The sequence below is a fragment of the Halobacteriovorax sp. RT-1-1 genome (assembly GCF_047085455.1).
Classification (GTDB): domain Bacteria; phylum Bdellovibrionota; class Bacteriovoracia; order Bacteriovoracales; family Bacteriovoracaceae; genus Halobacteriovorax_A.
Genome location: NZ_JBKIXZ010000001.1, coordinates 1,815,201 through 1,841,369 on the forward strand (window position 1 = coordinate 1,815,201; position 26,169 = coordinate 1,841,369).

Below are 26,169 nucleotides of genomic sequence, written 5' to 3' on the forward strand. Positions count from 1 at the left end.
ATCAGAAATTACTTAATTATTATTTAAATTTTGATTAATTCAAACAACTTACGGGTTTTCATGTATAATTAGATGGTTATCTGTCAAATTTCGAAAATTTAGTGACTTATAAATGAGGCACTAGGGAGTTGAGCATGTCTAATTGGAAACTAGAAAAAAGCACAATTGCAATTGATGAAACAAACCACGCCCAGTACCAAATTCATATCTACGATTTAATACCTGATAAAATTGATGAGAATGTGCCAACAATCTATATCCAAGCAAATGTTCATGGAGCTGAGCTACAAGGGAATATGGCAATATTCAAACTCTTAAACCTTTTAGAAGACGAAGAGATAAATGCAAGAATTAGGATGATTCCTAATGCAAACCCATATGCGACATCGGTAAAGATGGGAACATATACTTATGGACGCTTTAACCCTATTACAGGAGATAATTGGAATCGAATGTATCTAAACCTCTTTGCTCAAAAAGAGGGACAAGGATTCATAAGTGAAGAAGAAATTAAGGCCTGTGAAAATAAGCAGGCTTATAAGGAACTTCTTAAAAGTAAATTTTCTGAATATAGAAGTTATCACAAGGCCTATGGAATCGATGAAAATAAGCAGCTCTTTATTACTCTTCAAGAATTAGCAAGTGATGCGGATATAGTCCTCGATCTTCACACAGCAGGTGTTGGTTGTCGCTATATCTACGGGCCAGATTATCTTAAAGAGAAAATGGCCGACTTTAATTTCCCTTTCCATCTCGTTATACCTCCTGAGTTTGGAGGAGCAATGGATGAGGCGTGCTTTTTTCCATGGGTAAAGTTTCATGAGGTTCATCAAAGTCAAAATGCTTTTGAATCCTACACACTAGAGTTAGGCAGTGAGGAAGTTATAGATTCTAAGGCCGGCCAAATAGATGCAATCAATATTTACAATTACCTTGTAAAGAGAGGTGTTATTGCTTCTGAGCAAATCAACACAAAAGAGAATACACAATACTTCTGCGAATTAAAGAATTACAAGGGCTTCTTTTCACCAAGTGCAGGCTTTATTGAGTATCACAAAGCTCCTGGAGAAAAGTTTAAGAAGGGTGAAAAGATCATGAGTGTCTATCACTTTGATAAACTTGAAAGCTTAGAAGAAGTTATCTCCCCTATCATTGCACCATGTGATGGTATTGTCATTAATCATGCCCCAAGTTCAAATGTGAAAAGGGGCATGAGTATATTAGAAGCTTTTACGAATTTTACGTTAAAGGAATCTTAAAGGCCTGTCTGTAGTGCGCGAATACGCTTATCAAGGCTTGGGTGAGAGCTAAAAAGCTCAGCAAAAGATGGCCCACTCGAAATCTTAAAAGCTGTAAGATTTGGATCTGAGTTATCAACCATTTTTGTACTCTGCTGAAGTTTTTGAAGAGCTGCAACCATTTTCTCACGGCCAGCTAATTTCGCGCTTCCTGCATCTGCTCTATATTCACGAAAGCGTGAAAACCACATCGTAATAGGCATAGCAAGTAGGCCAAAAATAATATCGAGAACAAAGACAAGCGCCATATGGGCAAAAGGCCCAAGTCCTGGTCCCTCTTCGTCATCAGAGCGAAGTGCATTTGAGATAACCATGGCCCCAATTCGCGATAAGATCATGACAAAAGCGTTTACCACACCTTGAACAAGTGCCATTGTCACCATATCACCATTTGCAATGTGAGCGACTTCGTGACCAATGACACCTTCTGCCTCATCACGACTCATTGTATGAAGCAGACCTGCAGAAACCGCAACCATTGAATTATTACGGCTTGGCCCTGTAGCAAAAGCATTTACTTCATTTGAGTTATAAATATAAACTTCTGGATTCTTAATTCCACTAGCGCGTGCATATTGATGAACTGCTTGAGCAACCCATCCATAATTAGGATCATTTGGAGAGATCTCTGTCATGCGATAGGCCATTTTTGCCATGAATTTAGAGAGGGCCAAAGATATAAAAGACCCACCAAGTCCCCAAACAGCACAGATGATGATCAGGGAATTATAATTCATCCCCGCTTCAGTCATATAGCCGCGGATACCAAGTAAATTAAGAACGATACCGATTGTGGCAACGACCAGTATGTTTGTAAGTAAAAATAAACCAATTCTTAGCATTTTAGATTAACTCCTAAAAAATAATATTCTCAATATGATAGAGATTAATCGTAAATTTGGTCAATAAGACGAATTATTGTTTACAAAAAATTAACAATTCAAAGTAATAAACCAGAAAGGCCTAAAGAAATATAATAAATAACCGACTATTTAATAAGGAACTGTTAACGATTTTCATTTAAAAAGAGCAAAATGATCAACAATAAACACATTACAAGAAAAGAAATTTTATGGAATGCGATCATTTTTGCAGCAGTTATCTTTACGGCCATCGAAGCGCCGTTTTCATTTATCTTTCAAACTAAAATTCAACAGTGGCAACTCTTTTGTGACTTTGCAGTATCCTCGCTATTTGTTTGTGACTTGATTATTAGAATTCGTAAGAAGAGATCGCAGAATATGAGCTTTACGTCTAAGGCCCATAAGAATAAGTGGTATGCACTAATAGGGATCGATTTAATCGCCTCTATACCCTATGATATTTTAAGTTACGCATTTGGCTTTCATGCCTTTACTTATTTTAGGCTCTTTCGCCTAGTGCGAATTGCACGTCTCTTTGAGATGGTTTCAAATCTGGCCTTTGTTCCTAAGATGATTAAATTCACAGCTGTACTTACACTCTTTATGGTTGCTGTACACTGGATTAGTCTGTGCTGGATTATGATCACTCCTATTGACCAGTCTCTTGTACAAGATCGTGCAACTCACTATATCACTGCCATGTATTGGACAGTAACGACACTGACAACGATTGGGTATGGAGATATTACGCCAACAACTAATGAAGGGCGCCTCTTTACCATGGTTATTATGATCTTAGGCGTTGGTGTCTACGGTTTTGTTATTGGTACAGTCAACAAGATGGTCCAAGATGGTGAGCGCTATAAGCAGCAAAACCGTGAAAAAATGCATGATCTAGTTAGTTTTATGAAGCATTACAACGTTCCTGAACGTCTTCAGCAAAATGTTTATAGTTACTACAATCACCTTGTCACAAAAAGATTAACTGAAAATGACAATAAGATTATTAATGAACTGCCTCAAGCACTTCAAGGAGAGCTTACAGTTTATATGAATATAAAACTTATTCGTAATCTACCTATCTTTAAAACACTAAGTTCAAGTTGCTTAAAAGAAGTGGCCGCGGCCCTTGAGCAAAAATACTATGGCCCAGGCCAAACAATAATCAATATTGGTGAAACTGGACACGAAATGTACCTTATTGGTCACGGAAGTGTTGAGGTTATCCTGAGTGATGGAAATGTTGTTGCAACTCTTCACGAAGGCCAGTTCTTTGGAGAGAGTGCTCTTTTACACGACACCAAGCGAAACGCTAATGTTCGCGCCATTGGTTATTGTGAGCTTTATAGACTTGATAAAGATCAATTTGATGAAATCACAACTCGTCATAATGACCTACTCGTTAGTATCACAAGTTTAACAACTCGCCGTTCCACAGATCGTTCAGAGCGTCACAGCCCAAGCGTGAAACGTGTTCAGCAAAAGCTTAAGGATCAGGAAAAAAACGAACCAGAAGCAGCTTAAATTCAACTCAAAAACGCTTGTTGCCTTTTAATCACCCCCATTCTTTGTTAAGATATTCTAATATTTTGGAGGAAACACAATGATGTTAGATAGTACAATTGCAAAGGAAGTTATCGACTACGCACTTCTTCGCGGCGCTGACTTTGCAGAAATTTTTGTCGATCGCCAAACGTTTGAATCAATCAGCATTAAGAGTTCGAATGTTGAAAATATTGAAAACGGAATTAACTTCGGAATTGGTATCCGTTTATTTTATGGAACAAAAGTTCTCTACGGTTATACAAATTCAACAAATAAAGAAGAACTACTCGATATTGTTTCATCTTTAAGTGCAAAAGATCTTCGTGATCCTCTCGTTACTGCAACAAACTTTAATTTTGAGAAACCAATTCAAAATCACTTTGTTCAAACTGGACTTAAAAACAATATTTCTCTTGATCAAAAAATTCCACTTCTACTTGAAATTGATCGCCTGACTCGTGGGACAACAGATAAGATCACACAAGTTCCAATTGGAACAAGTCAACGCTTCCAAGAGGTTGAAATTTTCAACTCTGAAGGGCTTCACGTCACAGATGAGAGAAACTATGTACGCCTTAGAGCGTCTTGTATTGCATCTGACGGAACGATTCAAGATAGTGCTGGTTATTCACCAGGAGCGATGCTTGGGTGGGAGTTCATTCAAGGTCAAGACCCTAAATATATTTCGGAAAAACTGGCAAAAGAAGTTTTAACTAAGCTTAAGGCAAAGCCATGCCCGGCCGGAAAAATGCCAGTAGTAATTGATAATGGTTTTGGTGGCGTTATCTTCCACGAAGCTTGTGGTCACTTACTAGAAACTACTTCAGTTGCTAAAAAAGCTTCTGTTTTCTGGGATAAGATGGATCAAATGATTGCCTCTAGTGTAGTTAGTGCCGTTGATGATGGTACTAATCAAAACTACTGGGGTTCAATCAATATCGATGATGAAGGAATGAAGACACAAAAGACTCAACTTATTAAAGACGGTAAGCTTACAAGCTTTATGGTTGATAAGATGGGTTCAATGAAGACTGGTTTTGAGCGTACTGGTTCTGGACGTCGTGAAAACTATAAATATGCACCAACTTCACGTATGAGAAATACTTATATTGAAGCGGGTAAGGATAAGTTTGAAGATATGATCGCTTCAATTGATCACGGTATCTACTGTGCTCAAATGGGTGGTGGTTCAGTAAGTCCTGGTACAGGTGAATTTAACTTCTCTGTTATCGAAGGTTACGAAATTAAGAATGGAAAAATTGGAGATCCTGTAAAAGGGGCCACTCTAATTGGAACAGGCCCAGATGCTTTAAAGCAAATATCAATGGTTTCAGATAATCTTGATTTTGCGGCCGGTGTTTGTGGTTCAATTTCAGGTGGAGTAAACACAACAGTTGGACAACCTGCCCTTAAAGTTGATGAAATTCTTGTGGGTGGAGGTAAATAATGAGTAAGAATAAAACAGAGCTACAAAAAGACTATATTAACCGCACCCTTAATATGGCAAAGGATATGGGAATCGATAACGTTGACGTTATCATCTCAGGATCTGAGTCATTTTCACTTAAGGCCGAACAAGGTGAATTAAGTGAATATAAGAAGTCAAATACTGGAGCTCTTGGAGTACGAGTTGTAAAGGATCAAAGAATCGGACTAAGTTTTACAGAGGACTTAAGTGACGAAGCGATTCGCACAACCTTATACAATGCTTCTCAAAACTCAAAGTTCTCAAAAATAGATGAGCACCAAATAATCGAAGAAGGAATCTCTGTCGATGACGCTAATCCTAGTGTGAATATCGCTCACACACCAGATGCAAATGAGATGATTGAAAAGTCTCTCTATCTAGAATCAGAAGTAAGGCGTCGTGATGAAAATTGCCAAAGTGCTCCTTATAACGGGATTGCAGAAGGTGTTTCAAACTTTGCCATTGGTAACTCAAAAGGTGTTCTTTGTACTCATCAATCAAAGGCATACACAGCATATACTTCGGCCCTTGTTAAAAAGGGAGATAAAAATGCTATGCACTACCTAGCAGATACCAAGAGAGACTTTAGGGATCTTGACTATGATAAGGTCATCAATGGCTCGCTAGAAGTAGCTAATAATTTCATCGATGCTAAACAAATTAAAACTGGTGACTATGACGTAAATTTTGAAATTGATTTATTTGATAATATTCTTTCAAGCTTTATGCTTCTATTTAGTGCACGTGCGGCCATCGATAAGTCAAATCCATGGCGTGACAAGCTAGGAGAATTAGTTGCTGACTCTCGCCTAACATTTAAAGACGACCCTTTCTACGTTGGTGGTTATAGTGTTTGTCCATTTGATGGAGAGGGAAAAAAGAAACAAGTAAATACTCTTTTAGAAAATGGTAAACTTGCCCAGTTTCTACACAATAGTGCCACAGCAAAAGAGCTAGGTCTTGACAATAACTTCTGTGCCACTCGTGGAGCGAAGTCTGCACTAGGAGCAACGACTTCAAACTTCATCATCGAAGCTGGTACAAATACAAAAGACGAATTTAATTCTAGACGTTATGTCGAAATCCTAACAGCTCAGGGCCTTCACAGTGGGATTAGACCAATTAGTGGTGAATTCTCACTTGGTGTAAGTGGGCGTGTATGGAATAACGGTGAAATTGAAGGTTATTTTAAAGATGTAACAGTTAGTGGTAACTTCTTTAAAATGCTAAGTGAAATTGAGCTAATTGGTGACAAGCTTGAAGAATCGAGTGACCACTCATTCTTTACACCAAAAATTCTTTTCAAAGATTTAATGATTGCAGGATCATAATACTGAAAGATTAAAAAAGAAGGCCGCTTATCGCGGCCTTTTTTATTTGAGCATTTTTGGAAATGCAGATTCTTGATAGCGTTGAGAAATCAGTTCAAATAGGGTTACACCTTCACGCTCCCACTCCTTATCATCTCTATGAAAAAGGTTTTGGCGCTGGCGCTTATCTTTAATATTTGAAATATAATTTTTAAGTTGGCCTGCAGTCATCTTTTGATCACCAAGCATAACCATCGCACCATCATCCATATCAAAAAGTCCGTCAGTCTCATCAAGGTTATCAAATGAAATTGCAGCAATTGATCCATCAGCTCCGATACCATCCGTACCAGCGCCACCTGAACCATTTAGGCCATCGCCACCACTTCCAGCTCCATATCCTTTTGCTGCTCGTGCGTTCTTAGAGTTTGAAGAGAGTGCATCTGGATTGATTTCCCCTTGAGTATAACCTTCACCAGATAGACTTCCATCACCACGGCCCTGATTGGCCATACGATTTTTAATACGAGATGCCGCTGAACTTCCTAGAGTTGAATTAAGGAAAGAATCTGTAAGTGAAGAAAGGTTTGAGTTATGCTCAGCACTTCTTTTATCTGCAATTCTTTGAAGAGAAGCAAATTCACCACTCTTACCACGTTTTGCAAGGGTGTCTTTCATTAGTTGTGTATCTTTACGTCTCTTAGCATTGCGATCAAGCTGCTTTCTAATACCATTACTTAAACGAGAAATAGCTGAATTAGTTGAATTTCCACCTGTTTGAAGTTTTCCACTAACTGTCGAATCAAGAGTTTTTTCACCCTTAAGTGCATCAGCAAATTTAACGCCTGCAGTACTAAAACCACCTAACCAATTTGTAAACTGGCCAAATCCATTATTTAATTGAACATCTGGAATACCACGGTGTGTTTGCTTGCGCTCAACATTAGTGGAAGCATTAATACCGTCGTTAACAGTATGATAGTAATTATGCATTTTTAAAGCATATGCTGCCGTTCCAGAAAGGTTTGCTAGTGTTTGTCCCATGAAATTATTAAGTTTTGCAATTAACATTTCAAAGTACGGAATAAGACCAGGTGTTATATAGTAGTCAAGACGACTCACCTTTGGCGCATAAAAATGGTAACGATAAGCATATTGGGCAAATTCATCGGCCATTCTTCTACGGTCTTCAGTTTCTTTTTCATCACCATTATCTTCTGATACAAGAGTCGATAAGAAATAGCCTCTTGCATGGTCACGATAGAAATTTGTGATTCGATCATTAAACACATAGTAATTGTGGATATCATTCTTTCCAGCATTAAATGGAATCTTTGTGCGTGAAGTATAATTTGTCGAATACAGGCTCGACATATCTGGTAAGAACGGATCTAGTAGTTTAAGTGCAACACTTCCCTCTTTTTTAGCATAAGTATTTCTCGTACAAGCACCTGCAGCAAGTTCCTTATTACAGACATCATTATTCTGGGAGTGAAAACTCATACATTTAATCTTGTATTTTCGGCCGACTGGAACGCGTGCAATCTTCCAAGTCGAGCTGGTTCTTGGTCCACAAATATTTTCTGGCCCTCTTTCAGGGTCAAGATCAACATCGTAGTCACTACCAAATAGTATCCCACCTGTTGTGATATTTACGAGATTTCCAATAAGACTATTCTTATGGAGTCCAAAGAACTTCATTAACTTCATAATCCAACATACAGGATAGAGACACTTCTTACCAAGAGTGTACCTCTTTCCATTGTATTTGATGTAATTCCAATTGTATTCCTTAAGCCACTGCACAGTGTATTCAAAAAGGGCCGTACCAGCGCTAATATTTTGTAGAGTTGCATCTTCAATGGCCTTAATCTTCATCAGGGCCATATCACGTAAAAAGAGAGTAAAGTCCATACCATGGCCCTTTGCTGTCTCTTTTCTTGCATCTGTAAAAGTAACCTTACCATTTTGAACAAACTCTCCGTAACGAGAAGATTTTGTACACTCACCACTTCCAATACAAGCAGTTACTTGATCTAGGGTTTGCACAAAATAGTCTTGTTCTCTATCTCTAAGAGAATATCCATCATTTTTAACAACAGCATTTCCTAGAGAGTTTTCTTCAACAGCGGACTCACCACCAAGGGCCTCAACACCTTGCTTTTCTTTTTCTGTGATTGTTTGCATATAGTCTTTATCAGAAACCTTCTTACAGTTTCCACCAGTCTCATCACAAACTTCTTTTTCATTATTTAAAACGTAAGTGTCATACTTTCCTAACCCATTACAATTAGCAAGGTAATTGGCCTCAACATCTGGCTGAAGCCAGTCTTCTGGACTCATCGGCCCTACAGTATCAACACAACGACACATCATCTCAAGAGATCTTTTCTTTAAAACAGAATAGAGCTTAAATTGAGAGTGCTTATACTTAATGGCCTCAAAACGAACCACATCGCGAATATTATAGCGTCCAGCACCAGACTTAGGATCATTGCCATCAAAAGTTTCAAGAAACTTTGCATCGTCTTTCATGTAGTAATTTACAATATTATTACGTGCTTCTGGTGTAAGCTTTCCGTTATAGAATAAGTGAAGGAATATTTTCTTTTCATTCTTTGGTAAATCTTCAATATAATTTGTGATCTCTTTTAAGGCCTCTTCACCCACAGTGTAATCAAATTCATCCCACAGCGGTTTACCACGTCCTACGATAGAGGGATCGAAGCGAGAAAAATTAAATCCACGCATTGAATTCGTTTGAATATTCCAATTATACGGTTGGTTGTCTGTTCCAGTATAACTTCCACTAGCAGGACGATATGTATTGTACTGAGACTTAATATGAAAGAAGTCACCTTCGTCCTTACCACCAGTAGTATAGTCCATTGCATACATCATCATCATAACTTCAAAGTAGTCATTTGACTGAGCAGATAAAAAGTCACCAAATAGATTTACACGACAAGACTTCATATCTGAGACGTAAACATCTTCAAATAGAGGTGAAGCATTTTGATGGCCATTATAAAGAGTGTAGTCAGGGTCAGTTGTCTCCTTCCCTGTCATCATTGAAATATAATTTGCCTCTACGACTCCATCATTAATAGTAATCTTAGCGTTATCAATACATTGATTAACAAGTTTCATACGAGTGCTATGGTCTGAACCGAGAGGAGCACCCTTATTGGCACAAGAAACAATAGCATTTTGATATGGGGCCGCAAATTTATTAAAGGCATCACTTGAGTTTTGAGGATGCTTTGGATTTGCCTGCGTCTCTTCTTTAAAGTGATCTAGTAATTTAGTGGCCTCACTTGTTTTTGCAGCAACTTGTTGTTGATGAGAGTACTCTGTTGAGACACCAACGTATAGCTGCTCAAAACATTCCTTACGAGGATAACGAGTTGGAGCGTCATTATCATATACTCTTTCAGGTTTTGATAAACATGAATTGTACTCACTATCAACAGTTGCCATATATGTACTAGCTCTAGAGCTTGTGACCTGATTATTTGATAGTAAAGCACTCAATTTTGACTTAAGAGTAGAGACCTTAGATTGAATCTCTGATGAATCACCTGCATTGCCAAAGGCATGGGCACTAGGAATTAATAAATTCATCAGCTTTGAGAATGTTGGTAGAATTGGAGCACAAACTCCATTTGAGTTTTTAAATAGAGACTCACAACACTCACCGCCTTTATCAGGTCGTTGACCAACACTGAAACAACTTGAGCACTTATAATTTGCACGACATACTTTTCGAGTCTTATCACATGAATTTGAACAACATTCGCTATCTTTTGAACAAGAGTCTTTTTCAATACTACATGTATTAATATTTGTTAGACGCTTCATCTTCTTGCATGAGCCAGACTCACAAAAGTCTTCTAAAGGAGAACAAGCTTGATTTTCTTTTTTTGAAACCAGACACTTCTCATAAACATGTTTTGAATTTGAATAAAGAGGAATTCCACATACTGTACCTTTCACACATTGATTAGTTGGTGAATAACATGGGCCACCTTTTGGAATAAATTTTGCTTCTGTATAAATTAGAAGAGATAATTCTCTAGCACGAGTGTTTACGGGCTTTTTCTTTACTTTATCAATGAGAAATTGAATATATTCATCACTAGTGCCATCAAGGTTTTCTTTCATATAAGCTTTTAAAGCTTTCTTATCGATTTCTTTTCCCTTGCCAACAATTGCCTCTAGCTTTTTCGCTTCTTCAGTAGCAAGCTTGGCCATTTCATTTGAAGCATAGGTATGAAAATTGAACAAGGTAGTGAATGTGAATAATATTATGAGACGAAACATATTTCCCTCTTAATTCCCTTAAGATTAAATTTATATATATTTTATCGGAATAATGAGTAATTTACTCAAGCAGAATATAAATCTTTAATTTTAGGTACAAAATTCGGAAAATCAACAACTTGCGTGTGCCAACTTAATGCCACACACAAGTGTAATATTAGATACTTAGCTTTTACTTAGCTTTAGCGATTGCTTCGTCAATCATGGCCTTACGAGTGGCCGCATCTTTCCATCGATCCCTAGCATCTGGTGCTAATTTATGAATCGGATCAAAATAAGTGAATAACTTATCTGGCTTAACATAAGGTGCTCGCCAAACAGAGATTCCATTTTCTTGATCATAGTACTCATAAGAAGCAACATGGCGTTTTCCACCACCTCCAGGAAGGTCACATACAAAAGTAGGAGTATTGAAACCAGCAGTCGTACCACGAACGGCCTTTTCTAGCTCTTCACCTTCTGCAAGAGTTGTTCTGAAGTGCTCACAACCAGGAACCATATCGTGCATATAAACATAGTATGGCTGTATATTCATATAACCAAGCTTACGAGTTAATAGAACCATCGTATCAACATGATTATTTACGCCCTCTTGAAGTACGGCCTGATTACGAACAAGGATACCTTCGCTAAAAAGACGATCCATGGCCATTTGAGACCATTTCGTAATTTCAAGTGGAGAAGAAAAGTGAGTATGGATCACCATTTGTTTTCCAAAACCCTTGGCAAGATTATTAACCTTAATAAGCGCTTCCATCCACGCATCATCTGTTAAGATCTTTTGTGGAAAAATTGCAATCCCTTTCGTAGCATAACGAATACGACGAATATGAGGGATCTTTAATAAGTTTTCACCAATGTATTGAATCTGCTTAGGGTTAAGCATGAATGCATCCCCTCCAGAGATAACAACATCCTCAACTTTTGGGTGAGCTGCAAGGTATGCAAATACATTATCCCAATGCTTCTGATTTGCACCATATGATTCTTTTTCAACTGTCTCAGTAGAGCCACCAATAACACGAGAGCGTGTACAGTAAGCACAGTAAACTGGACAAATTGTTAGAGGTAGAAAAAGTACCTTATCTGGATAGCGGTGAGTTAGCATTGGAACTGGTGAGTCGACATCTTCACTTAAAGAGTCGGCCATATGCATTGGGTGATCTTCTAGGAATTGAGATCCAATAGGAAGGAATTGCTTTCTTAAAGGACAGTTTACAGGGTCATCCCAATCAATTAATGCAAATACATATGGAGTGATACGAATATTCATTGGAGTTATATGTTGACCTTGCTTTAGGTCTTCAAAAAACTCATCTGAAATTATATCACCAAGAACTTTTTTAACTTGGTCAATTTTTCGAATCGAATTCTTAAGTTGCCACATATGATCTGAGAACTCGCCTCTAGTAACATTTTCCCAAGCAGGAATTTGTTTCCAAAAGTCATCATTTCTAAAATTTCTGTGTTCTAAATCTGGAATCTTCGAGTGATCTACGCCTTGATCAATTGTCGTCATAAAATAATCCTTGAATGTAATTTTACATATTATATCCTAAAAAATTCCTTTTTAGGAAACGCTAAACGTGTCATTATTAATATATGGAAAAACCTAATTTAGATTATACCTCAGATGTTTTAGATAATGTCACTAGACAGATTTCATGCGAGAGCGTCAACTCTTTTCTCTTCGCTCAAGGTTACTATCACGGCAAAGATCGTTTAATGCAAATGGAGATGTTGCGTCTAATCGCACAAGGTCGTTTGTGTGAGTGCATTAAAGATAGTGAGGAAACTTTTGCAATTGATAAGTATATGCGTGAGTTGGGTATTAATCACTATGCTAAAGAAGAAGTACAAAATATTGATGAAGAAACAAATAGCTTATTAACACACTATGTAGATGGGATAAATAAGGCCATTCACGAAGCTTATCCCTTTGAATTCAAAATTCTTGGCCACAAACCAAGTGCGTGGACAATAAGTGATACAATTCTAACAATTAAAGCAATGAGCTTTCTAGGACTGGCCCAAGGGCAACAGGATCTAGAGAAATTAATTATTCAATTACTACAGAATGCGCAAAAATTAGACGACAAAAACGATCAACAAACACAGGTCGAAAGAATTAAGTCACTGGCCAAAGGTGCTCTTGATACAATTACAGATAGTGAAGTTAATCTTGTTAATAAAGTTAGAATCTACAATCCACTTATTCCTGAAAGTTATAAATTTTTAAAAAACATTCCAAAGATTCAAGCTTCAAATAACTGGGTTTCAAATATGCAGGGACATGCAATACATGCCTGTGACCCGCATTTAGAATGTAATCGACTTCCTGCAATTTGGTATGAAATAAAGGCCAATATAAAAAATGTTGGTAACTTTTTTGGTATTTCTATGCCTGGTGTACCAGGATTTGTTATGGGAAGAAGTGATGATACGGCCTTTTCTTTCACATACGGCTTCATGGATATGGTAGATCACTTCATTGAAGAGGTCCGTGATAATAAGTATCGTTTTGAATCAAACCTATTTGATTTCAAAATAAGAAGAGATCTCATTAAAAGAAAGAAGAAAGAAGATGTTGAAATATATATGCGTGAAACTCATGCTGGCTTTCTTGAAGTCAATAGTGAGCTAGAGAGCATAACTGATGGACACTACTTATCGATGGCGTGGTCATGTCGAAAAAGAGGTGGCGCAAAAACACTAAAGGCCATCATAGATCTTCTCTACGCAAAAAATGTCGATGATTTATTCGCATGTGTTTCTAATGTGGCCATTAGCTGTAATTGGCTATTATCAGATTCAAGCGGAAATATTGGTTACCATCAATCTGGAGTACTTCCAAAGAGGGCCCATTCTGGCCTATACCCTGTTGAAGGTTATTTTAAGCAAAATATCTGGCAAGGTTATCATGAAGGCAATCAGCTATATCATTACAAAAACCCTGATATTAAAATAATTGCAACTGCTAATAATCGAATTCAGCATGAGCAATTCCCAACGGCCATCAATGCGCCGATGGCATCTTATCGAAAAGATAGAATTGAAGAGCTATTGATTGGCAACAAAGATCATAACGTTGAAATGTTTAAAAAGATGCAATCTGACACATTCTCAAGACAAGCAGATCTTTATATTAACGTTTTTCATTCAGTCTTTGAAAAGAATGAGATAGGCCAACGCCTAATAAATTGGAAGCGCAACTATGATGTCGACAATTGTGAAGCAACTTTATTTGAAGATTTCTATCGCACCCTACTTAAAGACTTCTTTAGTGATCACCTTCTAGGAGAACAAGTCACAACTTATTGTATGGATGAAACGTCAATTATCGCTGACTTCTACGGTTTATTTGATCGTATTTTCCTAACAAATGATATTGACCATATTTGGTTTAAAGATAAAAAAGAAAAAGAACACTATATTCAAAAAGCACTAGAAAAAAGTCAACTCCAAGCACCAAAGAATATGCGCTGGGGAGATAAGAATCGTTATAAGATGAAGCATATTTTATTTGATGGAAAACTCCCTGCTTTCCTAGGCTTTGATATTGATAATGTTGAAATACCAGGCAACCGATCGACCATTACCCAAGGGGCAGTCTATGAGGCCCATGGTAGGACGACTTCTTTTGTACCTTCATGGAAAATGGTTACTGACCACAATCAAGCAGACGTCTACACAGTCTTACCAGGAGGCTTAAGTGATCGCAGGTTCTCAAATAACTACAAAAGTGATGTAAGTAACTGGATTAATGGGCTTTACCGCCACAATGTCATCACGAATGGTAAGTGACTAACCTATTAATACTTGGTCTGTAAGCTTTACAGGCCAAAGCTGCTATTCAAATAAATTTGCTATAAAGAGAGAATGAAAACTCTATTTATATCGCTACTAATTGCCTCGTCACTGCCTTTAACAATTAAGGCAAAAGAATATAATAGTTTAGACTTTCAAAAGTCTGCGGCCTCATATGATAAGCAGCTTCAAGCTGCTTTGATGGACTTCGTTTATGAGACAAAAGACATTGCCTATCAAACGACTTTTACTCCACGTTATATTGTTCGCTACCACGAGAGACTGGAATTAATAGCGGCCTACGAACAACTCGACTACTTACTACATGTACATGATGAAGCAGTAGAAAAAATCACTCATCATATAAGAAAGAAAAATAACGCCAAGGCACTAGAGCTTATAAGAATTCGTACTTCCAAGTACAAAGCAATGCTGTCACTTATGAACTACATGATGATGTCAGGTGAAAACTTTATCTCAGTCTTTTCAGATGACTTTGAAGATATAAATTACGAGTCGAAACATTTTGAAGCAGATTTCAAAGAAACAAAACGTCAATTAAGCGACTCCAATCGTGTAAATAATCAGACAGGCAGAAATCATATCTCAGCTCCTTATAATCGCTATCAACTGAGATACATTAAAGCTGCGACAATCACAGATTTTCACAATCTCGACGATGAAGTGTTAAAGCTTGCAGGTAACGATAAGGGCCTAAAGCTTCTTGTTGAAGATATTGAAAATGATATTGAAGAATCTCGCCAAGAGCTAACTTCATTTAAAAGCTTACTTAGAGAAACAAGTTGGAATGCTGGCCGCTATACAATCTTCTACAATATCAAAGAATTTATTTTAAAAAGTTTTAGCTATATTGCCCTGCCTATTAAGCATGCAATAAAAGTCGATGAGCTCAAGAAAATTTCTGAGGCAGAATTTGAACCAGGAGACGTTGGTGCAATCCAACGATATGGAAAGTTATCTAATCTCGTATTTAAAGGTAACTGGACCCATGGCCTAATGTTTATTGGAAAGTATTCTAAATTTAATAATTACTTTAAAGACGATATAGAAACAAATGAAGTCTTTGCAAAAAGGTGCGTTAGCGAATTCATGAAATGCCAGGACTATATGTCGTATTTAAAAGAGAAATATCCTGAGTCTATGAAAGAATATGAAGATAGTGAAAAACAGGGTAGGCCATATGTAACACTTGAAGGACTCAAGCCAGGTGTTGTTTTTATGGAACTAGGTCCATCAATGGCCTGGGATAATTTGGTTATTCTTCGACCTAACCTAACAAAGAAAGATAAGGCGCTTGCACTAGAGCGTACATTTAAAAGTATTGGAAAGAAGTATGATTATTCATTCAATGGAAATTCGTATTCTCGTTTCGTTTGTACGGAACTTATTCAATACTCTTATGAAACAAATCCTAATGAAGACAAGCAAGGAATTGAATGGGATGTAAACCTTGTGATGGGCAAGCCTGCAATGTATGGCTTTGATTTAGTACAAACATTCATCAATCAAATAGAAGACCCTACTCGTAAAAATCAATTAAGTCTTGTCGTCTACATGAAAGGACTTAAGAAAAAAGAGCTTGAGCAAAAGGGAAAGACTCCGGATTTTGGAACGGCCAAAAGAGGAACAATACAAGAATTAAAAGAAACATTATAAGAAAAAGAAAGGCCGCTTAAAGCGGCCTTTCTTATTAATTACTTTGACATAACAAAGTTAGATGGAAGTGGAAGAATTGAGCCTTCAATATAAATAGGCTTCTTTACACCTTTTTCAAGACGAGGTGACTCCATATCTAAAACTTCATTTTTCGCTGATGCAATTGCATTATCAACTGAAACTGTTAGAGATAAAACAGCAGCACGATGTGCACGCTCAGAGTTCACAACACCTGATGTTTTTACTTTTCCAGCAAGAAAGCCTTTTACATCAACTGTTTCAAGAATAATTCTCTTTACTTGTAGCGGCGTCAGTTCAGGATTGATATCAAATACCTTACCTGCAACACCAGCAACATATGGAGCTGCTTGAGATGTTCCTGATACTTTAATGTATTTATTTCCTGGAGCACTAGAAAGAATTCCTACACCAGGAGCAGCAACATCAACCATCTTCGCACCGTAGTTAGAAAATGGAGCTAGTTGATCGTAGTCAATTGTTGCAGCTACAGAGATTTCATTATCACCTTGAATATTTGTTGGTGAAGTTGGGAAAACATCATTATCAAGGCCATCATTACCTGCTGCAAAAACGAATAATGTATTTGGAGCTGCCTGAAGCATTGATTGAGAGTTTTTAACAAGAGCACTTAGAAAGTACTTTGCATACATATCAACTGTTTCTGGATTTGGTTCTTTCTTTGAAAAAGTCTTCATTACAGTTTCAACAATCATCTTTGCTTGTGGGTAACCTGTACCAAAAGAGCCATTCGCAACACGTGCTCCGTGGTCTGCGATATAGTAAGCAATTTCGTTAAATGTTGAAGTCTGTGCTTTTGCAAGTTGATCAATTCCTGCCTTAATTAGTTTTTCAACAAATCCACCTAAGAATGAATTAACAGCAATTTTTTGACCAGGAAGCTTAACCTCTGTTGGAATAAGCTTAACTGCAAGAATTTTAGCATCATCAGATTTTTCAGCAGAGATACCAGCGACGTGTGTTCCGTGCATAAAGTTTCCATACACAGTCATTCTCTTAATGAAGTCTTCGTCTTTTACAATCGTTCTTATCCAAGTAACCTCTTCTTCAGTAATTGTTCCTCTCATTGACTTCTCTTGAAGCTCAAAGAACTTAACCATGTCATCATTTAAAGTACCAAGGTACTTATAGTCGATAACTTGATTATTACTTTCTGCAAAGTTCCAACCGTAGACATCATCTTGATAACCATTACGGTCCTCATCTCGATCGTTACCAGGAATTTCTAGTTCATTAATCCATGCTTTTGGAGCAATCTGCTCATGCATCATATCTGTACCAGAATCAACAATTGCGATTGTTGCAGCACTTGTCGCACTTGATAAAAGTGCTACTGCTAATATATTTGCTAATATTTTCAAAATTTCCTCCAATGAAATATATTTTGATTAAATTTAAGCTCTATTATCTATTTTAAAATGTAGATTGCATATGTAAAATGAAGATAGCTTACAACGTCTTACATAGAACAAATACTATATAGTATAAAGAACTCAAATACAGCAGAGGAAGTCATGCGTCATTTAACGATATTTGCGACAGATGTCATCAAAGGTCCCCTATTCCAAGATTTAAAAGAACAAGGCCATACAGTTAAAATTTGGGATCGTTTAAAACATGGAACAATCACTCAAGATGACATAGTCGAAAATGCAAAGGAATGTGATGTTATTATCTCAATGCTGAGCAATAAATTTGATGCACAAACTTTAGAAAAACTTCCAAAACTTAAACTCATCTCTCAATATGCAGTTGGTTTTAATAATATAGATATTGATTACTGTAGAAAAAATAATATTGCTGTCACAAACACGCCAAATGTTCTCACAAAGGCCACGGCAGAGCTTGCGATGGCACTGATGCTTTGTAGTGCACGAAAAATTGAAGCAGCAAGACAAAATGTAATTAATAAAGAATGGCAAACATGGGAGCCAGCAGGCTTTATTGGAAAATCTTTATTTGATTTAAAACATGGAATTATTGGAGCAGGAAGAATTGGGACTCAATTTGCAAAAATGTGTAAGGGCGCATTTAACCAAAAGATTCTCTACACTGGCCCAAGCAAGAAAGATCAAATTGAAAATGAGTGCAATGCAACTTATGTTGATCTTCAAACACTTTTAAAAGAAAGTGATATCATCTCTATTCATTGTCCATATACTCAGTCAACACATGAGCTTTTAAGTCACGATGCCTTTAAATTAATGAAGAAAGATTTAATTCTAATTAATACGGCAAGAGGTGAAATTATAAATGAAAATGCAATGTATGACTTCTTTAAAAATAATGAAGAAGCACAGGCAGGACTTGACGTTGTTTGTAACGAGCCACTAAGTAGTAACTCTCCTTTAAGAGAACTATCCAATATCTTCATTCTTCCACATATTGGTTCAGCAAATGATGTTGCACGTTCTGATATGGCCAAGCTCATTTTTGATAATATTCAAAGCTTTGCAAATAACGAAGATTTAAAAACAAGTGTTTAAGAATTTTATATAAGGTTTACCTAAATTAAGCTGAAGATTTTTTGATATATTTATACATTATATTCATGAATATAAAGGAGTTATTCATGAAAAAAATATTAATAATCGATGACGATCAAGAAATCAGAGACCTGCTTAGGGCGCTACTAGAAAGTAATTATAATATCGTTGAAGCAAGTAATCAGGATGAGGCCATTGCGACGGCCTGGCAAGAAAAGCCAGACCTAATCCTCTTAGATATACTATTACAAAATGAATCTGGATTTGAAATTTGCTCGCAATTAAAAATGAATGATGAACTTAAAGATACACCAATTGTTTTCATTTCTTCAAAGAATAATGTGAATACAAGAGTAACTGGTTATCAACTTGGTGGCATAAACTTTATCAGTAAACCATTTGAGCCTTCAGAAGTTAAAAGCATTATTAGCACAACTCTTAAGTCTGTTAACAATGAGAATGCACTTGAAGTGATTAATTACCGCGACATTGCTCTTAATATCCCATCTCAAGAAGTTAAAATACGTGGAGAAAGAATTCATTTTACATCTTCAGAGTTCAAAATAATTCATCTACTTCTAAAAAATGAGCAAAACGTTTTGGCGAGAGAGAAAATTCTCAATCATATCGCTCCTGATAATCATAAGGTTAACGATCGCATGATTGATACTTATATAAGTTCAATTAGAAAGAAGATCAAAAATTCTAACTTTATCATCAGAAGTGTTTACGGTGAAGGTTACAAAATTCAAGAGGTATCACTGTAGGTCTTAATAGGCCTACAGACTGTTTAAATAACGTCTTACTTAATCTAAATTAAGCTAAATTTAGACGACTTATCCCTATGGTAGCACTTAAGTCAATTATACTGTTCCTATGAAAAAGCATATCATGGTTATTGACGACTGCTACGAAACTGCCAAGCTCCTTGCCACTAGCCTCGAGAACACATTTAACTCACATGTTCGTTTTCACACTAATCCATTTAAGGCCATTGAAGATATACAAACAATTAAGCTTAATCGCGGAGAGAAGCTTTATATTATTTGCGACTATATGATGCCACAGATGGATGGAATTGAATTGTACGATGAGATCTCATTACTCGATAAAGAAATGAGTTTTATCTTAGTAACAAATGAAAATGACAGCCAAGTAATAGAAGAGGCCGCACGCAAAGGTATCGATCTCTTTGTACTCAAACAACAAGGCTTTGATGTCGTGATTAACCAGATTAATAAAATAATCAATGATGAAAATAGACTCGGTCGAGATATTATAGAGGTATTTGAAATAAGTGATGTTGTTCAAGGTTATCGTGTCGTTGAAAAAGATCATAAACACTTAAAGCTTTTAACAAAGGAAGAGATTCCAAGGAATGCCATTATTAAATTAGATGGTCACTCTTCGAGAGCTCAAATTTATAAAGTTGATAGTTGTAAAATAGTCGACAATAATATTGAAGTCGAATGCAGTCCCGTTAAGGCCTCATAAGTTTAATACGATGAGCTACGACAATTGCAATAATCAAAAGAAGTCCAGCTAGCATATTTCCACCGCTGCCACTATTATTAACATCTTCAATCGTTCCGCAGGCTCCTCCACCACTTTTGCCACTACTATAGCTATCGTTTAAAGCAGCTGTTCCACCTACTAGAACGGGATCGTTATAACGGAAACTTGCATTAGGAGTTGTCGAAAATGCTAGAGATACTGCCTCGTATGCATCGACAGCACCTTTTGCACAAGAGCTGCGATCGCAATAATAATCAACAGCTGTTCTTGTGATGATATCTCTAACCTGATCTGGATATAAAGAAGGATTTGCTTGAAAGATCATTGCGGCAGTTGCTGATATAAAGCCAGCGGCCATTGAAGTTCCATTCATTCTTGAAAAGACAGCAGTTCCTTGCGTTGATTGTCCACTGTTAACAGTCGATAAAATACTATCCCCTGGAGCAGCAATATCGACAATACGGCCATAATTTGAATAGGAAGAGCGAGCACGTGTTGTTGCAACGGCACCTACTCTTAAAACTCCACGGCAATTTGATGGAGTATAGAAAGAAGCGTCTGCATTTGAATTTCCAGTTGCAACCACAACAACAACACCTTTAGAGCGCGCAAAATCAATTGATTCTTGCATGTAACGACTACAACTACCACGTGCACCTAAAGACATATTTACAACACGGGCAGGATAAGGATTGGCCGGGACTCCGGAAACACTACCGCCAGCTGCCCATCTCAGAGCATCAGCAATATCTGAAGTAAGACCACCGCATGCACCTAAAACACGAAGTGGCACTAAATTAACGTTTTTGGCGGCCCCAACGACACCATAACTATTATTAGAACTTGCACCAATAATTCCTGCTACGTGTGTACCGTGCCACGTTGAGGCATTTGTACCAGAATTACATGCAGTAGTAGCAGAGCCATAATCCCCTTCATCATTTGGATTTGCATCACGGCCATCGCCATCTCTTGAATTATCAGAGTCGGATATAAAATCATATCCACCTACAACATTTGTATTCAGATCAAAATGGTCTGTTATCCCCGTATCAATAACTGCTACATTAACTCTCGTATCTGTTTCAGAAGTTGCATACTCTCGTGCATGATAGAAAGTATTGTCGAGGTAATTTGTGAAATGCCACTGACTAGGATAGTAAGTGTCGTTGTACTCTCCACCATTAGCAAAGAGCCTTAAATCTTCTTCCACGTATTCAACATCGTCACTTAAAGCGAATGAAGAAAATTGTGAGCTTGGATTAATTTTTGATTTTTCGACACTTCCATCTTTGTATTTAATGATAAAATCGGCCGAAATATTGGCCGCACTGAAGGCGGCCAAAGCAAGTACTAAAAGTCGCATACTCAATCCTTGAGTTCTTTGATCTTATATATCTTATATAAAGAAAGGCCTGTGGCATCCTGCCTGAGGCAACTACTATATACTAAGCACAAACCGTGCCAATTGTTCATCTTACGATATCAGCTACATCCCAGCATTTACCTGTCAAAATGACACACGCTAGGGCCAAATTGCGAAGAAAAAGGTGTCAGAATTGTGACTTAAATAAAATTTAAATTAGCTTAAAAAAATTAGGCTTGATTTAATTGGACTCAATTAAGGTAACTTTCCAACGACGATTGTCTGGATCAGTTATAAAGAAGAATTGCACACCTTCATGCACAAGTATTTCAGGTATCTTTTCATTAGAGAGAATATTAAGGTTTTCACCAGAGCTTTCTAGTCGATAGTTTACGAACTCAACCTTCTTTTGTAGCTCAATTAACTCATCGTAATTATCAACAACAAAATCAAAAACGATATTATTACCAACTTGGGCAAGTTTAGGACGTTCAACCACGAGAAATCGTAACTCATCGTTAAAGACAACAACTGAGTCAGACGCTCCTTCAACTTCAAGATCAAAAACTTCACTTAAAAAAGTGGAAGTTAAATGAGCATTTGAGCTAAATAAAACGATGTGACCTAATTTCATCTCTTAATTATTACGGGCCTTTTCGATATCGTCAATAATGGCATTGATTTTTAATACGTATTCCCCATCACAACCATCTTCTTGGCAGTGAACAACGCGGTTACATTTAGCTTTAGTATCCCACTCAAAATCATCATGGCCACGGATAAGAAGGCCAACCATCTTATTACTTTCTTTTGAAAATACTGGCCCACCGCTATTGCCACCAAAAGCGTCTAGATTAGTGATATAAAATAAAGGATCAATATCTCTGACAAAACCATTATAAGAATACTTTGATAAGAAACCGTTTGGATGACCAATCATATAGACTTCATCTGAAACTTCTAGTTTAGTTTCTTCTACTTCCACAGGCTTTCTACCACCCTCAACTGTACGATCTAGCTCAATTAGTGCGTAATCAAATGTCTTATCGCGACTTTGGTTATAAGCAAGAATCTTCTTGCAGTTATATACCTGAGATTTCACAAAGTATTGAGTTGCATTACTACTTCCAAGATCCTCACGTGCATCAAAGATAAAGCTTTTACGATCACAAGCGATTTGAACATTTTGAATGCAATGTGCGGCCGTTAGAACCTGCTTTGGCCCAACAAGAACAGCACTACACTTTCCATACGCTTTCTGGTCAAGAAACTTCTCTTCCCCCTCACAAAGACGTGCATTCTTTGTGAAATCAGAACCGGTTATAGAAAATAGCCTACCGCTAATTACTTCGTTTAAACTCCAACGATTAACAACAATAGCACTCGAATGAGCATTTATCTTTGCTGCAGGAGAATGCATTAACGTTCCTGCATTGACATCAACGATATCAAGATCACCATAAATGGCCTTATCAATATTATCAATTAAATCTGAAATACTTGGCGTAAGATATGCAAAAGCATTGAATGAAATAAAAAGTGAAGTAATAGAAAATAATACTTTTAATTTGTTCATTTTGGCCCTTTATAAAATAATGTTCATATATATAGGCCAAAAAGCTGATAAACACGAGTATTTACGTAATTTTTGTAATTTTTCCAACCTCGTGAACACGGAAAATAAGATCATCTACCTCGTTGAAATCACGTGCAAACTGGCCAAGATACATCCAGTGCGGACCTTCACTCGCGGCCAGTAAGGCCTGTTTATCATCTCGAATCTCTGGGCGCTCTAAGCTAATAAGATGACGCAAGAAAGACTTCTTAGAAATACCAATGAGCCAACGCTTAGATATTGTTTGAATCTCATGTAACTCATCTAATAGATTTAGATTTTGATCTGTGGTTTTTGAAAAGCCAAAACAAGGATCTAAAATGATTCGTTCAGAAGCTATGCCTGAGCTTTGAAGCTTATCCATTGCCTGCTTGAAAAAAGTCTTTAGAGAGTTAGCATTGAGCTTAGGATCCAAGTAATTCATATGCTCAAGAGTCTTATCGCGGCCAGGAACAAGAGTGTGACAAAGGACGTACTCAATCGTTGAATAATCATTTAAAAGCTTTATACATTTATCGTCGATAACACCAGAAACATCATTCCAGATAATACGTTCAAACTCTTTAGCGTACTTGTCTAAGAACAGCCTCATTGTTTCAGGCTTATAGGTATCAATTGAAATCGTTTTAAATTCATTCAGATACTTAATGTGCTGGAACAAATACGAATCAAGCCTGGCCCATTCTTCTTGTAAGGAGACAGGATCATTAAAAGGAGCGCTACTTTCAGCACCAATATCGATACCGAAATTGGCGTTTTTAAACTTTTCTAATTGTTTGATTTGATAGTCTTGATCGAGATTTAAGTGGCCATCAGAGAATGAATTAGGGGTAGTGTTAACTACCCCTAAAAAAGATATTTTAGTCATTTTAGATTATGCTAATTTTGGATCGTCAATTGGTTTAGAAATTGTCGACTCACCTGCTGCTTTTTGAGAAGGTGCTTGTTGGTTATTAACCTCTTCAACTAAAGGAACACCAATATCTTCACCATCGATTAAAGACTGAATTTGTTTTGAATCAAGAGTTTCCCAAACAATTAGTCCTTCAGCAATTCTATCAAGCGCATCACGGTGATCAGTTAAAATCTTTTTAGCAACTTTATAGTTCTCATCTAAGAAACGTGTGATTTCTGTATCGATTTCACGTGCTGTCTCTTCAGAGTACCCTACACCTTCACTTGGTGCAGTTGAACCAAATGGAGAATTACCTGGTTGATGGAAGTTACGAGGTCCCATTTTAGAACTCATCCCCCATGAACAAACCATGCTTGAAGCAAGTTGAGTTGCTCTTTCGATATCATTTGAAGCACCGTTTGAAATTTCGTTAAAAACGATTTCTTCAGCAACACGTCCACCCATTAGGAAAGCAATAAAGTTTTCAGCTTTCTCTAAAGTTAGGTTGTGCATGTCTTCGTTTGGAAGAGTTTGCGTTACACCTAAAGCTCCACCACGAGGCATAATAGAAACCTTATGGATAGGATCAGTCTTTGGAAGATTCATACCAACAAGAGTGTGTCCTGCTTCGTGGTATGCAGTTACTTTCTTTTCTAGATCAGAAAGTACCATCGACTTTCTTTCAGGCCCCATTAGAACCTTATCTTTTGCTTGTTCGAAATCGATCATTTGAAGAACCTTCTTACCGTAACGAGCAGCAAATAAAGCAGCTTCGTTAACAAGGTTTGCAAGGTCTGCACCTGTGAATCCAGGAGTTCCCTTTGCAATTACTTCAAGATCAACAGCTGTATCAAGTGGAGTTTTCTTTGTATGAACCTTTAGGATTCCAAGACGTCCGCGAACATCAGGAGGTCCAACAGTTACACGTCTATCAAAACGACCAGGTCTAAGAAGGGCCTTATCAAGTACGTCAATTCTGTTTGTTGCCGCAATAAGAATAACACCTTCATTTGATTCAAAACCATCCATTTCAACAAGAAGTTGGTTTAGTGTTTGTTCACGCTCATCGTGTCCACCACCCATACCGTGTCCACGGTGGCGTCCAACAGCATCGATCTCATCAATGAAGATAATACAAGGAGCATTCTTCTTACCTTGTTCAAATAGGTCACGTACACGAGATGCACCAACACCGACAAACATTTCAACGAAGTCTGAACCTGAAATAGAAAAGAATGGAACACCTGCTTCACCAGCAACAGCTCTTGCAAGAAGAGTTTTACCTGTACCAGGAGGACCTACTAGGATTACACCTTTAGGGATCTTACCACCAAGATTAGTGTATTTCTTTGGATCCTTAAGAAAGTCTACAACCTCTTCTAGTTCTTCTTTTGCTTCTTCTACACCTGATACATCAGAAAATGTAACTTTCTTATCGTGTGGAGAAAGCATACGTGCTTTAGACTTTCCAAAACTCATTGCCTTGCCACCACCTGATTGAAGTTGGCGAAGGAAGAAAATAACAATGAGGAAGAGGAAAATCATCGGTCCCCAGTGCAGCAAGAAAGTTGTGATAACGTTTTGTTTCTCTTCCGCTTCGTACTCTGGATAGATTCCGTGAGTTTCTAAAATTTTAAAAGTTTCGGCACCTGTCGTTCCTGTCGCTTCAAACCAAGCTCCATTCTCATAGCCGTCCTTAAACTTTCCTAAGATCTTGTCCTTACCCTTTAGAACAACTTTATCAACATGTTTGCCTTTAATTGCACTAACAAAGTCCGGGTATGTCACAGGCTTGTATGCCTGGCGGCTTTCAGAAGAAATTTTAGCGATGGCCGCAAACATAAGGATTAAGATAATCCATAGGAGGAGTGTTTTGTTTTGTCCTTTCATTAAAATCCTTTTTAATTAATTTTCAAATTAACTATTAATCAAATATTCACTAACTAATTACAATTCTTAATA

At 37.2% G+C, this 26,169-nt stretch carries 18 protein-coding genes; 9 read left to right on the forward strand and 9 right to left on the reverse strand.

Annotated elements, in window-relative coordinates; all coding sequences use genetic code 11:
• Window positions 1-134 precede the first annotated feature (134 nt).
• The gene (locus ACMAWV_RS08900; RefSeq protein ID WP_412469538.1) at window positions 135-1,259 is read left to right on the forward strand and encodes a succinylglutamate desuccinylase/aspartoacylase domain-containing protein; all 1,125 of its coding nucleotides are present in this window, start codon (window positions 135-137) and stop codon (window positions 1,257-1,259) included.
• Here the strand turns inward: ACMAWV_RS08900 and htpX are convergent.
• Window positions 1,256-2,140, reverse strand: coding sequence for a protease HtpX (htpX, locus tag ACMAWV_RS08905; protein ID WP_103217210.1), 885 nt, complete (start codon window positions 2,138-2,140; stop codon window positions 1,256-1,258). The genes ACMAWV_RS08900 and htpX overlap by 4 nt on opposite strands.
• A gap of 192 nt (window positions 2,141-2,332) precedes the next feature.
• On the opposite strand from htpX, the gene ACMAWV_RS08910 reads away from it, so the two are divergent.
• The 3 genes from ACMAWV_RS08910 (at window position 2,333) to ACMAWV_RS08920 (ending at window position 6,505) form a co-directional block, all read left to right on the forward strand.
• A complete protein-coding gene (locus ACMAWV_RS08910; protein WP_103217209.1) occupies window positions 2,333-3,685 on the forward strand; it encodes a cyclic nucleotide-gated ion channel in 1,353 nt (450 codons plus the stop codon).
• 82 nt (window positions 3,686-3,767) lie between these two features.
• Window positions 3,768-5,153, forward strand: coding sequence for a TldD/PmbA family protein (locus ACMAWV_RS08915; RefSeq protein WP_103217567.1), 1,386 nt, complete (start codon window positions 3,768-3,770; stop codon window positions 5,151-5,153).
• The gene (locus ACMAWV_RS08920) at window positions 5,153-6,505 is read left to right on the forward strand and encodes a TldD/PmbA family protein (protein WP_412469537.1); all 1,353 of its coding nucleotides are present in this window, start codon (window positions 5,153-5,155) and stop codon (window positions 6,503-6,505) included. The genes ACMAWV_RS08915 and ACMAWV_RS08920 overlap by 1 nt, the downstream gene beginning before the upstream one ends.
• Window positions 6,506-6,547: 42 nt before the next feature.
• Here ACMAWV_RS08920 and ACMAWV_RS08925 read toward each other — a convergent pair whose 3' ends face one another.
• Window positions 6,548-10,807 (reverse strand): hypothetical protein, encoded by a 4,260-nt coding sequence (locus tag ACMAWV_RS08925; RefSeq protein ID WP_412469536.1) that lies wholly within the window; start codon window positions 10,805-10,807, stop codon window positions 6,548-6,550.
• A 172-nt stretch (window positions 10,808-10,979) separates the two neighbouring features.
• Window positions 10,980-12,326 carry a KamA family radical SAM protein gene (locus ACMAWV_RS08930; protein ID WP_412469535.1) on the reverse strand — a complete coding sequence of 449 codons (1,347 nt, stop codon included), beginning with the start codon at window positions 12,324-12,326 and terminating at the stop codon, window positions 10,980-10,982.
• Between the two features lie 83 nt (window positions 12,327-12,409).
• Here ACMAWV_RS08930 and ACMAWV_RS08935 point away from each other — a divergent pair, with 83 nt between their 5' ends.
• Window positions 12,410-14,611: a penicillin acylase family protein gene (locus ACMAWV_RS08935; protein ID WP_412469534.1), complete on the forward strand. Its 2,202-nt coding sequence runs from the start codon at window positions 12,410-12,412 to the stop codon at window positions 14,609-14,611.
• Window positions 14,612-14,686: 75 nt separating this feature from the next.
• Window positions 14,687-16,291 (forward strand): hypothetical protein, encoded by a 1,605-nt coding sequence (locus tag ACMAWV_RS08940; protein WP_392991986.1) that lies wholly within the window; start codon window positions 14,687-14,689, stop codon window positions 16,289-16,291.
• Between the two features lie 38 nt (window positions 16,292-16,329).
• On the opposite strand, the gene ACMAWV_RS08945 is transcribed toward ACMAWV_RS08940, so the two are convergent.
• A complete protein-coding gene (locus ACMAWV_RS08945; RefSeq protein WP_412469533.1) occupies window positions 16,330-17,691 on the reverse strand; it encodes a S8 family serine peptidase in 1,362 nt (453 codons plus the stop codon).
• Window positions 17,692-17,844: 153 nt separating this feature from the next.
• On the opposite strand from ACMAWV_RS08945, the gene ACMAWV_RS08950 reads away from it, so the two are divergent.
• The 3 genes from ACMAWV_RS08950 (at window position 17,845) to ACMAWV_RS08960 (ending at window position 20,310) form a co-directional block, all read left to right on the forward strand.
• The gene (locus tag ACMAWV_RS08950; RefSeq protein WP_412469532.1) at window positions 17,845-18,816 is read left to right on the forward strand and encodes a 2-hydroxyacid dehydrogenase; all 972 of its coding nucleotides are present in this window, start codon (window positions 17,845-17,847) and stop codon (window positions 18,814-18,816) included.
• 86 nt (window positions 18,817-18,902) lie between these two features.
• Complete coding sequence (locus ACMAWV_RS08955) at window positions 18,903-19,583, forward strand: response regulator transcription factor (RefSeq protein ID WP_158246814.1); 681 nt, start codon at window positions 18,903-18,905, stop codon at window positions 19,581-19,583.
• A gap of 109 nt (window positions 19,584-19,692) precedes the next feature.
• The gene (locus tag ACMAWV_RS08960) at window positions 19,693-20,310 is read left to right on the forward strand and encodes a response regulator (RefSeq protein WP_103217200.1); all 618 of its coding nucleotides are present in this window, start codon (window positions 19,693-19,695) and stop codon (window positions 20,308-20,310) included.
• Here the strand turns inward: ACMAWV_RS08960 and ACMAWV_RS08965 are convergent.
• The 5 genes from ACMAWV_RS08965 to ftsH all read right to left on the reverse strand — a co-directional run bounded on the left by ACMAWV_RS08965 (window position 20,297) and on the right by ftsH (window position 26,097).
• Window positions 20,297-21,697, reverse strand: a complete 1,401-nt coding sequence (locus ACMAWV_RS08965) for a S8 family peptidase (RefSeq protein ID WP_412469531.1) — start codon at window positions 21,695-21,697, stop codon at window positions 20,297-20,299. The two genes, ACMAWV_RS08960 and ACMAWV_RS08965, sit on opposite strands and share 14 nt — an antisense overlap.
• Window positions 21,698-21,938: 241 nt before the next feature.
• Window positions 21,939-22,331 (reverse strand): glyoxalase/bleomycin resistance/dioxygenase family protein, encoded by a 393-nt coding sequence (locus tag ACMAWV_RS08970; protein ID WP_021267033.1) that lies wholly within the window; start codon window positions 22,329-22,331, stop codon window positions 21,939-21,941.
• Between the two features lie 3 nt (window positions 22,332-22,334).
• On the reverse strand, window positions 22,335-23,273 hold the full coding sequence (locus tag ACMAWV_RS08975) for a trypsin-like serine peptidase (RefSeq protein ID WP_392991994.1): 939 nt from the start codon (window positions 23,271-23,273) through the stop codon (window positions 22,335-22,337).
• A gap of 61 nt (window positions 23,274-23,334) precedes the next feature.
• A complete protein-coding gene (locus ACMAWV_RS08980) occupies window positions 23,335-24,180 on the reverse strand; it encodes a dihydropteroate synthase (RefSeq protein ID WP_412469530.1) in 846 nt (281 codons plus the stop codon).
• A 6-nt stretch (window positions 24,181-24,186) separates the two neighbouring features.
• Window positions 24,187-26,097: an ATP-dependent zinc metalloprotease FtsH gene (gene ftsH / locus ACMAWV_RS08985; protein ID WP_103217196.1), complete on the reverse strand. Its 1,911-nt coding sequence runs from the start codon at window positions 26,095-26,097 to the stop codon at window positions 24,187-24,189.
• Window positions 26,098-26,169: the final 72 nt, after the last annotated feature.

Excerpts from the sequence above, each read along its gene's own strand:
- ACMAWV_RS08900 (WP_412469538.1), top strand. The coding sequence starts at position 135 with ATGTCTAATTGGAAACTAGAAAAAAGCACAATTGCAATTGATGAAACA.
- htpX (WP_103217210.1), bottom strand. The coding sequence starts at position 2,140 with ATGCTAAGAATTGGTTTATTTTTACTTACAAACATACTGGTCGTTGCC.
- ACMAWV_RS08910 (WP_103217209.1), top strand. The coding sequence starts at position 2,333 with ATGATCAACAATAAACACATTACAAGAAAAGAAATTTTATGGAATGCG.
- ACMAWV_RS08915 (WP_103217567.1), top strand. The coding sequence starts at position 3,768 with ATGTTAGATAGTACAATTGCAAAGGAAGTTATCGACTACGCACTTCTT.
- ACMAWV_RS08920 (WP_412469537.1), top strand. The coding sequence starts at position 5,153 with ATGAGTAAGAATAAAACAGAGCTACAAAAAGACTATATTAACCGCACC.
- ACMAWV_RS08925 (WP_412469536.1), bottom strand. The coding sequence starts at position 10,807 with ATGTTTCGTCTCATAATATTATTCACATTCACTACCTTGTTCAATTTT.
- ACMAWV_RS08930 (WP_412469535.1), bottom strand. The coding sequence starts at position 12,326 with ATGACGACAATTGATCAAGGCGTAGATCACTCGAAGATTCCAGATTTA.
- ACMAWV_RS08935 (WP_412469534.1), top strand. The coding sequence starts at position 12,410 with ATGGAAAAACCTAATTTAGATTATACCTCAGATGTTTTAGATAATGTC.
- ACMAWV_RS08940 (WP_392991986.1), top strand. The coding sequence starts at position 14,687 with ATGAAAACTCTATTTATATCGCTACTAATTGCCTCGTCACTGCCTTTA.
- ACMAWV_RS08950 (WP_412469532.1), top strand. The coding sequence starts at position 17,845 with ATGCGTCATTTAACGATATTTGCGACAGATGTCATCAAAGGTCCCCTA.
- ACMAWV_RS08955 (WP_158246814.1), top strand. The coding sequence starts at position 18,903 with ATGAAAAAAATATTAATAATCGATGACGATCAAGAAATCAGAGACCTG.
- ACMAWV_RS08960 (WP_103217200.1), top strand. The coding sequence starts at position 19,693 with ATGAAAAAGCATATCATGGTTATTGACGACTGCTACGAAACTGCCAAG.
- ACMAWV_RS08965 (WP_412469531.1), bottom strand. The coding sequence starts at position 21,697 with ATGCGACTTTTAGTACTTGCTTTGGCCGCCTTCAGTGCGGCCAATATT.
- ACMAWV_RS08970 (WP_021267033.1), bottom strand. The coding sequence starts at position 22,331 with ATGAAATTAGGTCACATCGTTTTATTTAGCTCAAATGCTCATTTAACT.
- ACMAWV_RS08975 (WP_392991994.1), bottom strand. The coding sequence starts at position 23,273 with ATGAACAAATTAAAAGTATTATTTTCTATTACTTCACTTTTTATTTCA.
- ACMAWV_RS08980 (WP_412469530.1), bottom strand. The coding sequence starts at position 24,180 with ATGACTAAAATATCTTTTTTAGGGGTAGTTAACACTACCCCTAATTCA.
- ftsH (WP_103217196.1), bottom strand. The coding sequence starts at position 26,097 with ATGAAAGGACAAAACAAAACACTCCTCCTATGGATTATCTTAATCCTT.